General features: G+C 31.5%; 10 protein-coding genes. All 10 read right to left on the bottom strand.

The annotated features are described in order from the left end of the window. Positions 1–74: 74 nt before the first annotated feature. The 10 genes from ROY99_00615 to nadE all read right to left on the bottom strand — a co-directional run bounded on the left by ROY99_00615 (position 75) and on the right by nadE (position 11,805). Entirely contained in the window at positions 75–1,544 is a 1,470-nt protein-coding gene (locus ROY99_00615) for an oligosaccharide flippase family protein (GenBank protein ID MDT3694858.1), read from the bottom strand. A gap of 514 nt (positions 1,545–2,058) precedes the next feature. Further along, complete coding sequence (locus ROY99_00610) at positions 2,059–3,351, bottom strand: O-antigen ligase family protein (GenBank protein MDT3694857.1); 1,293 nt, start codon at positions 3,349–3,351, stop codon at positions 2,059–2,061. Positions 3,352–3,424: 73 nt separating this feature from the next. Next, positions 3,425–4,438, bottom strand: a complete 1,014-nt coding sequence (locus tag ROY99_00605; GenBank protein ID MDT3694856.1) for a hypothetical protein — start codon at positions 4,436–4,438, stop codon at positions 3,425–3,427. Positions 4,439–4,454: 16 nt separating this feature from the next. Continuing rightward, the gene (locus ROY99_00600) at positions 4,455–5,315 is read right to left on the bottom strand and encodes a glycosyltransferase family 2 protein (GenBank protein MDT3694855.1); all 861 of its coding nucleotides are present in this window, start codon (positions 5,313–5,315) and stop codon (positions 4,455–4,457) included. 99 nt (positions 5,316–5,414) lie between these two features. Continuing rightward, a complete protein-coding gene (gene asnB, locus ROY99_00595) occupies positions 5,415–7,286 on the bottom strand; it encodes an asparagine synthase (glutamine-hydrolyzing) (protein MDT3694854.1) in 1,872 nt (623 codons plus the stop codon). A gap of 27 nt (positions 7,287–7,313) precedes the next feature. Next, complete coding sequence (locus ROY99_00590) at positions 7,314–8,228, bottom strand: glycosyltransferase family A protein (GenBank protein ID MDT3694853.1); 915 nt, start codon at positions 8,226–8,228, stop codon at positions 7,314–7,316. 14 nt (positions 8,229–8,242) lie between these two features. Further along, a complete protein-coding gene (locus tag ROY99_00585) occupies positions 8,243–9,421 on the bottom strand; it encodes a glycosyltransferase family 4 protein (GenBank protein MDT3694852.1) in 1,179 nt (392 codons plus the stop codon). Positions 9,422–9,423: 2 nt separating this feature from the next. Further along, positions 9,424–10,335: a hypothetical protein gene (locus ROY99_00580; GenBank protein MDT3694851.1), complete on the bottom strand. Its 912-nt coding sequence runs from the start codon at positions 10,333–10,335 to the stop codon at positions 9,424–9,426. A 15-nt stretch (positions 10,336–10,350) separates the two neighbouring features. Then, on the bottom strand, positions 10,351–10,776 hold the full coding sequence (locus ROY99_00575) for a VOC family protein (GenBank protein MDT3694850.1): 426 nt from the start codon (positions 10,774–10,776) through the stop codon (positions 10,351–10,353). A 72-nt stretch (positions 10,777–10,848) separates the two neighbouring features. Then, entirely contained in the window at positions 10,849–11,805 is a 957-nt protein-coding gene (nadE, locus tag ROY99_00570) for an NAD(+) synthase (GenBank protein MDT3694849.1), read from the bottom strand. Positions 11,806–12,088: the final 283 nt, after the last annotated feature.

Below are 12,088 nucleotides of genomic sequence, written 5' to 3'. Positions count from 1 at the left end.
TTAATTTATAATTTAAAACGAAACTGAAATTATTGAATGTTAATCCATCAATGAAAAATATTATATGTAATCCATTACCAAATTCTCTCTCCTTTATCTTCCGATTTAGACTTAAACAAATACTTTGTAATCTGGTTAAATATCTCTTTTGCTTCTGGCAACACGAAGTAAATAGCGATCAAATAAACAATAAAAAGAATGATTTTTAATATTAAGTTATTAGGAATAAATAGATAATAGAAAAGTAATGCTGTAATGGTTATCGTTGAAGGTTTGATAAAACTAATTAAATCTATCTGCATATCGTACCTGGTCAAATAAAAATAATGAAACAGTAGTGAAGAAAGACCGGTCAATAGAATTGAGTATACTGCTCCCATAAATCCCCAAAGCGGAACCATCACGAATGCTCCTATTAAATTAATCGCTCCGGCAGCAATATTAACTTTTAAAGTCAGAGATGGAAGTCCTGCTGAAACCAGTGAATATCCCATTATATTAGACATTGAAGTCAAATAGAAAGCAACCATCATTAAAGAAAAAGCCATTGCAGAATCTAAATACACGCTAGAAAAGAGTAAAAGAATTATCTCTTTATTAAAAAGAAAAGAAATCAATAACAGCAGGTTTATTAAAATCGAAAATGTCAGAAGCGATTTATTTATTAATTTCATTGCAGAATCGCGTTCACCCAATGACAACAGTCTCGAAAGATTTGGAAAAAATACGATAATAAATGATTGAAAACCTTTTGCACTTGCTTGAGGAATTTTGCCTGCGATATCGTAATTAGCAATACTAATAGGGTTTAAATACGCGCTGATTATAAAAACATTTACCTGGGTTTGTATAAAATATGATATACCTGAGAAGTAAAGAGGGAAACTGAAATTGAGAATCTTTTTAATTTTTTTGAGATTCAGATTCCAATGAAAAATTTCTTTATAAGGAACTAAAACCATCTGTAACAATACAGTAAACGTAATCGCTGCTATTTCGACTATTAAAACATTTTTAAGAGTTAAATTATGGTAATATGCTAAAATAAGTAAAATCGCTACTCTTATAATAGAAGTTATAGTTTGTACTGATGCATATTTCTTAAAGAGGTTCATCCCTTGTAATAAATTATAAAATAATCCCCTTAAGCTTGACAATACAAACAAAATGATAATTACATCTAAGAACTCTATTGCTGTAAAATCGAATAAAGGCATTAAAGATTTGCCAAATATAAACAGAAGAATAACGGCAGTAATTATTATTATTATTCTTATTATTAGTATCGGAATAAATGTCGATCTTCTCTCAAGGTTGTCGGCACTCGAAATGAATTTCACCAGACTTTGCTCTAGCGCCAGTCCGCTGACAGTATCAAGGAATGAAGAGATCGCAATTATCAGCACATAAATTCCAAATTCCTCTTTTGTTACGTACCTTGTAATAATGACAATGCTCAGGAACTGAAAAGCCATGGCCACAACAGTTCCCATGGAAGCTGCTGCTGAACCTTTAATAAAATCACTTTTAAAACTTTTATCCATAAAGTTATTATTTTTAACAGTAACAGTAATACTTAGTGTAACAAATTTTCAATCTTACTCAGCTATAATTAATAAAATTTAATTTAGACAAATATTTTCTCTACTTTCATATCGGTTACTAAATATATAAGAATAAATTTACCTCATACAGGGGACACAATATGATTTTAATTGTTCACTTGTTATACTTAATTAGAATTGCAAGATCGAGTTAAAAAAATCAACTATTTAGTTTTAACCGTACTTTTGCTGATTTGGTTTTGCATGCTTTCTTTATTTAGAATTTAACAACTTTGGATATACACAAAAGGAAATAAATTGATTGTTGTAATTTATTTTCTTATCACAATTCCTCTATTCAAGCATGAATTCCTTCAGAAATATACAATAACAAATATCAAGCCATTTTGCTAAATTGTTTTAAGATATAATAAATTATAAATCTGTATTTTAATCTTGTTTTTCTAAACAAAACAAAAATCTTCAATTACCAGTTAGTGTAGTACTCAAAAATTTAAGGAGAATTATTCTCATTATGATTAACCTGTTCTGGGTTAAAATAAAAAACTGAAAGTGCAACATATGTAGCCATAAAGTAGAAAGTTGTAATTCCTAAACCGACTTTAAATAAAACTGATTCAGTATAATTTAGTGTCATTATTGAAATAAATATCAATATGGCAATATTACTATTTAATCTGAACATCCGATAAATATATGCACCGATGGGAAACAAAAAAAATATAAAACCAAAGAAACCTAATTGAACTATGATTTCAAGATAACCGTTGTGTGCTGAGTTCACAACAAAGCCTTCAAAATAATCGGCAAATATTTCTAATCTTGAAGAACCCATTATCCAATAAGTTGCAAAACCATATCCAAACAAGAATCGCTTTTCTATATCATCCCATACAAATTTCCAAATATCACTTCTACCTGATAGAGTTGTATCCTTGCCAAAATATCCTGGAATTAATCCAAAAATCTCAGAAGAAAAAATAATAAATATTCCGCTGAAGGTCAGGATAAATAAAAACACTAAACCCAAAATTGATCTTCCAATCCCTAAATTATTGAAAATCGACTCAATCTGAAAAACAACACCCATAAATATTATAATAATTACAATGATCAAGTTTGTTGAACTATGAGCTTTATAAATCATTAAAACAGAAATTAAAATAAGGACGGAATCGTATAGTCTTGAGTATCTTGTTTTATCAAAATTAAAAATTACAATTGAAGATAAGAGACAATAGAGACTGTTTTGAGCAAGCCAGTTTTTCTGAACCTCCATTCCTCTCCAGGTTCCAAATACAGGATCAATAGCTGCTGGAATAAACCGGCATGCATACAAATTAAAAAATAAATATAATGATACAACTACCTTAACCTGTTTCAATAGTATTTTTGGATCAATATTGACTAATGCTTCTACGACTATTAGAAACATAACAAATAATTGAAAAGATCTTTTAAATGATAAAAAAGGATAATCTGACCATACAGCGCTTAATAAACATATTAAAACAAATAAACCAAGATATTTCTCAGATCTTATAAAAGAAAAGATTCTATCATATCTTTTGAATAAGATAATTAACGATGAAAAAAAAAGAAATAAAAAAACAACCTGATTTTTTATGTTAGTCGTTTCTGCTCCAAATGTATCAGCATAATTGCTTGGGTCAAAAGGAATGTTAGTAGTAAAAAAAGTAATATAAATGAGTATAAAAGAATTTATACTAATCAGAAGATCAACAGCATTAATTGGTGTTTGAAGCTTATTTGAAAAAAATGACATTAAAAAACTAAATGAATTTTAGATATAATAAAGTTATAAATAATTAAGATCCAATAATAGTTCTTGATTTACACTAAGAGTAGTACTTTTTGGAAATCGCAAACCAGATCAACTTAACAAAAATGTTCTTGTAATAATCTAAAGGAGGCACAAGTTGTTTAGGTACGCCACCCATTCGTCTCTTAAATAAATGTCCATTCGGATTTAACTTTTCATCATATCCACCAAGGTCATAATATTTATTGCCTTTTTCTTTTGCACTAAGATAAGCAACATACCATAAGTAATTAGCAAACCTAAGCTTGTGACTTTTAAGACTACTAACATTTAATAGAGCGAGAGCGGTTTTACCCACTTGTGATGAAAGGTGAATGGCCATTATTTCACCTTCATATTTTACTGCGATTAATTCTAATTTTTCAGTTGAGTTTAATTTTATTTGTGTGTCCCAAAGTTCTTTTAAATCAATACCTTTAAATCCCTTTCTTTGCTTTTCTTCAAGATACATTTTATCTAAAATAGGGAAATAATCTTCATTGTAAGAAAACTCAAATTCTAATCCAAGCTTTTCAGCTTTACGCATTAGCCTTCTATTTTCACTATCAATTTTTTTAAATATTTCTTCCTTGGTGGGTTCAAGTGAAACTAGAAATGTTTTATACTTTCTGTAATACTTTGCTTCCGTAAATCCGGCTCTCTGGAAACTCTCAATCAATTCATTATGATCATCCCAAACATTTAAATTAATTCTAATTACATCAAGGCCCAACTTTTCAATCAGGCTTAGGCGCAAATTCTTTGTTGCTTCAGGTAATTCATTAACGATCATATTTTCTCTTTGAAAAATCGGACCCAATTGGATATAACCAATTTTAAAATTTATTAAGGATTTGATTCTAATTTGGCCCATCATAACAGGATAATTATCTTCTCTTACAACAATAAATCTACTTAATTTTGTTGCACTAGTTTCAGTTCTGATCTGCTGGTAAGCCCATGTTTGATAAAGGTTGTAATCAATAAAATTTGCTCCACAACTTTCCCAAAAGTTAATGTCAAAACAATCAATAAGTACTTTAAAATTCATATAAATACAACAAAAATTACAAATTTATTATTCTGGTTATTTGTTCTTCTCTTATAAATTTCATCAATTCGTTAGATATTTCTCTTTTACCTCTCTTTATGTAAGCAGACCAAAACCCGATAAATCGAATAAAACTACCTAAAAAAATAGGCTTCTGAGTAATTCTTTTAATGCATTTTACAAATTGGAACAATGGATGGTAACCAAGATCATATTCTACATAACCATCTCTCAACCTTGTTTTTAAAATATTTTTACCAGCATATCCGGTTGGTCTGTGATGTAACACTAACAAATTAGGAAAACTTTTCGTCTCCCAACCATACATTCTTGCCGAAAAACAAGCAGCCGCATCCTCACCACCATACTTCATCGGTATTAACCCTTTTACTTGGGCAAAACATTCTCTTCTGAAAAATTGTGTAGCACCTCTTACACTATTAGAGCTCTGGTAAACCGGGACTTTTTTTCCATTAATAATATCAAAGTAGTCTCCACCAGCAATCCCTAGTTTTGGGTTCTTATTAAATTCTTCAATTAGTAATGAATAATAATCTTTATCGAAAGAAACATCAGCATCAAGAATTCCTATAAAATCATAATCAGATGTTTGAATATTTTTTATCCCAATATTAATGGCGTAAACTTTCGAAGCAAAATCGCGACCTTCTCTTCTATTATTAGTTATAAGTTTAATAAATGAATTCTCTAAGGCATAAACACTGACAATAGAATCCGTGTTGTCAGTGGAGCCGTCGCTAACAATTATCCATTCTTCAGGTTTATGTGACTGGTTTATAACAGAAAGAATAGTTTTCTCTATGTAGTCCTGTTCATTACATGCAGCAGATATTAAAATATATTTTTTTGTTTTCATAATTTGTTTCTAAAACCAGATGAGTAATTCACTATTAATTTTAATTTAATATTAACTAATTTTTTAAACCATGTTATTGAATGATACAGACAAAATATACTAAGAGTGATACTCTCTCAGCCATTTTTCAAGAACAATTAGGCTGAATAAAATTTTATAATTAACCTCTTTTCCATCAATATGATCCTTATATAAGGATATAACTTTTTTTGGCTTTAAAAACTCATACATAAGTGAATTTTTGTCCAATAGTATACCGCTAAATTCATTTGAAAGTGATTCCTTAAACCATCCATCGACAACGTTTGCTGCAAATCCGCGCTTTTTTCGTTTGATGATTTTTTTTGGTAAATAATCTGAACAAACAAGCTTATGAATCCATTTTTGACTTCCAAATCTTATATGATAGTCTGAAGGTAATCGTTCAACATATTCCACAATTTTTTGATCAAGGTACGGAACTCGAACTTCCAGTCCATGTGCCATTGACAATTTATCTCCATACATAAGCAGTTCGTCTGGAAGCGAAGATCGAATCTCCAAATATTGAAAACCATTAAGATCATCTGTTTCTTCAATTAGACTTTCTAAATCTTTCCACGAGTCAAGTATTAAATCACCGGTTCCTTCAGGTAAGACTTTTTCTTGAAACAAGCCATCTATCAAAGATTCAGACATGATAGAAAATACCTGCTGATAACGAATCATCTTTTCCGGAACTTCAAGTGAATGTATCCCCCTTCTGATCGACTCATTTTTTGACACTCTTGAAAGAAATTTACCGATTGGTTTTCTTATCCTCGCTGGTAAAAAACGCCAGTATTTGCTATAATAAACACCGAGATGTCTTATATATCCACCAAATAATTCATCTGGTCCCTGTCCCATCAAGACTACTTTTACTCGCTGTCTAGCTTTTTGGCATAAATAATACATAGGTACTATAGAGGAGGATGTAATTGGCTCTTCTACGATTGAAATGACTTTTGAAAGGGTTTCTTCAAAGCGCTCCTGGTTTATTTTTATTGAATAATGTGGTGAATTAAAAATATCTGCTGATTCTTTTGCATACTCCAATTCATCATCAAAAAAAGAACCTCCATACCCAACAGTAAAGGATTTCCATTCTTCACCGAATTCATTCATTAGTGCCAGCAACATATTGGAATCGACACCACCGCTTAATAGAATACCCAGTGGAACATCACTTATCAAGTGACTTTTTACTGTCTGACGATATAATTCAAGAAGTTCTTCTTTAACCTGTGCTTCTTTAGGAACTGGATCGAAGGGTTGCGGTTTGCAATTCCACCAACGCTTTATGTCTGCAGTTCCGTTTTCTACAATCAGACAAGTCCCGGCTGCTAATTTCTGAATACCCTTGTAAATGGTATGTGGTGCAGGTGCATAACGGTATCTTAAAAACAGATTGATTGCGGCTGGATTGATATCTGGTTTATAATTTAATCCTGCTTTAATTGCTCTTATCTCGGAACCAAAATAGAGAAGTCCATCCTCAATTTTATAATATACAATTTTAATTCCCATCCGGTCCCTGGCAAGAATTAGTCGTTCTTTTTTTTCATCCCAAATTGCTAATCCAAACATTCCATTTAAATGACTAAGAACATCGGTTCCCCATTGTTTATATCCATGAACTATAACCTCAGTATCTGATTTTGTTTTAAAGATATATCCATAGCCTTCGAGTTCTTTTTTCAGCTCTGGGAAATTATAAATTTCACCATTGAATATTACCCAAACAGATTTTTCCTGATCTGACATTGGCTGATGCCCGCCGGACAAATCTATGATAGAGAGTCGCCTAAATCCAAGTCCAATAGATTCTGAAATATGATATCCCTCATCATCAGGACCACGATGAGTCATCGAATCAGTCATTCTTTTTATTGTCTCAATAGATACAGGATGCTTCTCTTTAAAATAATATTGACCACAAATTCCACACATTATGCATTTCTCTAATCTTTGTTAAATCTATATTTTAATCATACGAGAAGTTTTAACTACGGGTCTTTTTTTATTAAATGGTAAAAGAGACATTAAACGCTCTCTTTGTTCGCTTCTGACAAAATTAATGAATACATCACCAGCAGGACATTTTTCCTTCTTAATAAAAGCAGAAAAGTAACCAAAGATATTCAGAGTACTCCCGATTAAAACTGGTTTATCAAATATCCGATAAAAACATCTCACTAAAAGAAAGATCGGCGAATATCCTAGTGTGTAAAACATTTTTCCACTTCTTAAATTTGCTTTTGACAAACTTCCCATACCTGTTCCGGTGGGTCTATGATGAAGTACTTTTAATTCAGTCAAAGTTTGTACATCCCAGCCTGCCATCCGCGCCTTAATTTCCATATACGCATCTTCGCCTCCATACTTAAACGGGATATAATAACCAATGTTTTCAAAGCACTGTTTTCGAAAAACTTGTATTGCCCCGGCAACACTATTAAGGCTTATGTTTTGCGGGTTCACTTTATCATCTACGCAATCCAGAATAATTCCTCCTGCAATACCCAGCTTTGGGTTTGAATGGAATGAAAGAAAAACTTCTTCATAATAACTTTTATCTAAAGTAACATCTGCATCTAGATTACCAATAAAATCATAATCCATTCCCGCAATCTTTTTCAGTGCTTGATTGAGAGCATTCACTTTCGAGCTAAAATTGCGTTCTTTTTTAGGAGGAAGAGCGATTAATTCAATAAAATTATTTTTATCACTGTATTGTTTAACAATATCATTTGTTCTATCTGTAGAACCATCACTTACAATTATCCACTTCTCTGGTTTAATAGTTTGGCTGATAACCGACTTGATGGTCTTTTCTATATATGATTCTTCGTTCTTAGCAGCGGTAATCAAAACATATTTGATTTTGTTCATATTCTTTTCGGAAATTAATTAAGTAGTTCCTCATAAATTTTAATCAGATTCTTACTTTGGCTCTCCCATCTATATTTTTGATATATCTCATACCCTTTATTTATTTTCTCCGCTGTTATAGCCCGATCAGAATAAATAGTGTAAACTACATTTGCTAAATTTTCTGCATCACCAGCATCAAAATAAAAAATTGAACCTTCATCAAAATAATCATTAATCCCCTGTGTTCTGGGCACTACCACAGGTTTTTTAATGTACAAATACTCAAATATTCTTGTAGGAAAATTTATCCTTGTAAAAGGAGTAAGCCTATTTGGTATAATTCCAACATCACATTCAGGTATAACCTCCACTATCTTTTCTATTGAAACCTGCCCGAAATACTTTACAGTATTTTTTAAATCTAATTTTTGAATCATCTCAAGAAAAATTGGCAAGTCTTCTCCGGTGCCATAAACCCACAATTCTAATCCAGGTATTTTACCTTTTAATAAATTTACAGCGTTCAATAATTCCTCAAAGCCATACCTGGTAATAATTATGCCGTGATACATAACAACATATTTTTTCTCATCTGATTTTTCTTTTAAATTGTTGATGAACTTGTTAAAAATAGACTCCTGTGGAGAATTCATCACAATGTTTATTTTATCTGAAGGACAACCACGTGATATAAATTTATCTAGAAAAGATTTATTTGTTGTAATAATTTTATGAGCAAATCTTATGCTTACTTTTTCTTGCCATTTCAGAATTTTTGTCAGCCGACTTTCTCTGTCTTCTGCAAATTTGGTCATTAACATTTCAGGGGTGGGGTCATGTAAATCTAAAATTATTTTCGTACCAAAAAGTTTTGGAATTACACCAAGAAATACCAGAAAATCCGGCATATTATGAACATGTATTACCGCATATCGATTTTTTATAAATAACCGGTTCAACAAGAAAAAAGAACGAATAAAAAAACTAGCATATAGAAAAATATATTTCCTTCTTGAAGACCGGGATTTTGAAAGATTTACTCTATAAGTATCAACTCCATATATGTTTTCAAATTTGGTTTGATCGGGAAGTCTCAAACAAAGCATATCTACTGTATAACCAGCATTTATCAAGGCTTCAGCTTCTCTTCGTGGTCTGACATCCTGAGGAAAATAACTGTAAACCACCATTAATATTTTCTTATTTCGCAATACTAATTCACCTCAATCATTTTTTTGTAATACAACGCTACTTCTTTGGGAAGTGCATTCCAATATCTGCCTTTAAAATTTTCATTTACGTATTTGAGAAAATCAGAATAGTATTCAACAGGATACTCTTCTGTTTTTTTCTCGTTATCGAAGTTCACATAATCAGGATGTATGATTACAAGAGCCATTCCGCCATTATTGGCAATCCAATTTAATTTATCAATCCACATTTGTGGAGAAGATTCTTTCATGAGGATAAACAATGTAAAATCCTGATCCAAAGTATAAGGTAATTCTACATAACCAGGCTCACCAGTTTTTCTTTCAACTATGAATGGAAAAATAGTACCAACGCCATCTGGTTGGGGTTCAAAGGGGTCTGTGTCGAAGGTGGATAAGTCATATTCAATATCTAACTCTCCAATCCACTCAAGATTGTGTTGTACTGCAGGGGCTCTGAATCCGACAATGTTCCATTCCTTTATGTACTGATTTATCTTTATAGCTCTTTCATCAAATATTTTTTTGTTCTTGAATTTTTTTCCGTCATGTTTTATTCCGTGAATACCAACTTCAAACCCTTCACTTACAATAAACTCCCGTAATTCTTTGTCAACCTTATATCTTTCCGCCACAAAATTAAATGAGGATTTGAATCCAAGTTTTTTCTCCACCTCTAAAAGTTCTCTGCATTTGTCGTGACCTTTTCTTAGTTCAACATCATGTGTAAGAACAAAGGCAAATTCTTTACCATCAGGCCATCCTTTCCAATTTTTAGGTTTTCTTTCGCTACCTGGAAGGATTGGCCAAACATCTTTATACTTCCTTGCCTGCCTTTTTACCAGTAATCTCCTAAGAAAGAGTTGTAAACTTCTAAATATGATCGGTTTAAAAAAATAAAATAATCTAGTCATAATGATTTTTTATGGCTATCCTTTGCAAATCATTTTTCTGGCTTTTTTATCGGTATCAAATAGTTCAATATTAGTTGCCTGATTTCCTAATAAAAAAGCTATTTGATTATTTTCAAAAGCTTCTCCTGGTTGAGGACTTGTTATAACACGCATTCCTAAACTTTTTAAGCGAGTAATTTCCTGATTGATATCCTTACATTTAAAACCTAAATGGTGTAATCCACCACCTTTCCTTGCAACATTATAAACGGATGATGTTTGATCAATTGGTTCAATCAATTTAATGAGAAGAGAATCTTTCTTACATAAAAAAGCCACTTTAACTTTTTGTCTTGTATTTATAACTACTTCAGTCATTTGTTTATAATCAAAGACTTCTTCCCAATATTTTATCCCTTTTTCAATTGATTTTACGACTATCCCTATATGATCAATAACCATAAGTCAACCTAATCATTTTGTTCAGTTAAGTGCATTAAATTATTTGTTTTTCAATTGTGCAAAAATAAAATGCTAAAGCGGTTCCATTCTTAAATACTCTGTCGTTCTAATTTTCCGCTGTGTATCGCGTATTATCGAATCAACATTTTCTTCAGTCAGCCCTAATGCTTGTGCAATATTTTTCGATGGAATCCCTTGTTCCCATCCAAACCAGACTGTATCAAGAATATGAAAAGGAACTCTATAAAAAAACTCTTCTTGAGTTTGCTCTGCACTATAAGTATCTGTTGTGGGAGTTCTTTTTCTGATTTCTTCCGGTACTTCCAGATACTCGGCAAGCTGAAATACTTGAGTTTTAAATAAATGAGCGATTGGTTTTATATCAGCACCTCCGTCACCGTATTTTACAAAAAAACCCTGTTCATGCTCATTCTTATTTCCTGTCCCTATAACAGCATAGTTCCTTGCTTCCGCATGATAATATAGCATACTCATTCTGCTTCTTTGTTTAAAGTTTGATGCAGCTACAATCTGTAAGTACTCTTTAAGAGGTAGCCTTTCTGATTTTGTTTTTCCATCCGGTGCAATAATAGTTAGTTGGAAAACATTTAGTGATTCCTTCTCCAATAAGTTAGTTGGCAAGGTAATTTTTGCTTTGTAGTTACTATTAAACTCTGGAAAAACATTTTTGATAGCTTCATCTCTTCTTTTGTAGCAGCCATATCCAGATAACGCTTCTGTCATGTTTTCAATAACATATTTTGTATTGAACTTTGCTGAAAGTCTCTTTGCCAACTCAAGGCTATCTGGATTAGAATCGTTTTCAGGCATCATTACACCAATTACTCGGTCTGGTCCAAAAGTCTTTGCGCATATTGCCAAAACAACAGAAGAATCAATCCCTCCACTTATTCCAACAACTGCTCCTCTTTTCTTAAGCTTTTTAGTTACATCATCTTTAAGTTTTGAACTTATCTTTTCAAATTCTTTAGCTGGATCAATATTGATTGATTCTTTAGTGAAATTCATAAATTTTTACCTTACTTTTTTATTTCAGTTTATAACTATAAAATTATTTAGTTTTTCATTGAAGGCAATGCCATCTTTGCCGGTCTTTCTCTGCCTGGTTAACTGACAGATTTTCCCAGAATTTTATTATTTGAGGGATTTTGTATAACACAAGTTTACTTCTGCAGGTTGATAATATTTTCTGAAAAATTATTTATCCTGATATTATTGTCATTTGCTACTGTTCCTTATTTAAAACAACAAGAATATTATCAGGTATGCATTACCAATCAAGCGTAAATCA

The sequence above is a fragment of the Ignavibacterium sp. genome (assembly GCA_032027145.1).
GTDB lineage: Bacteria > Bacteroidota > Ignavibacteria > Ignavibacteriales > Ignavibacteriaceae > IGN3.
Note: the sequence above shows the minus strand (reverse complement) of the source record. Positions and strands in the feature narration are given on the sequence as shown.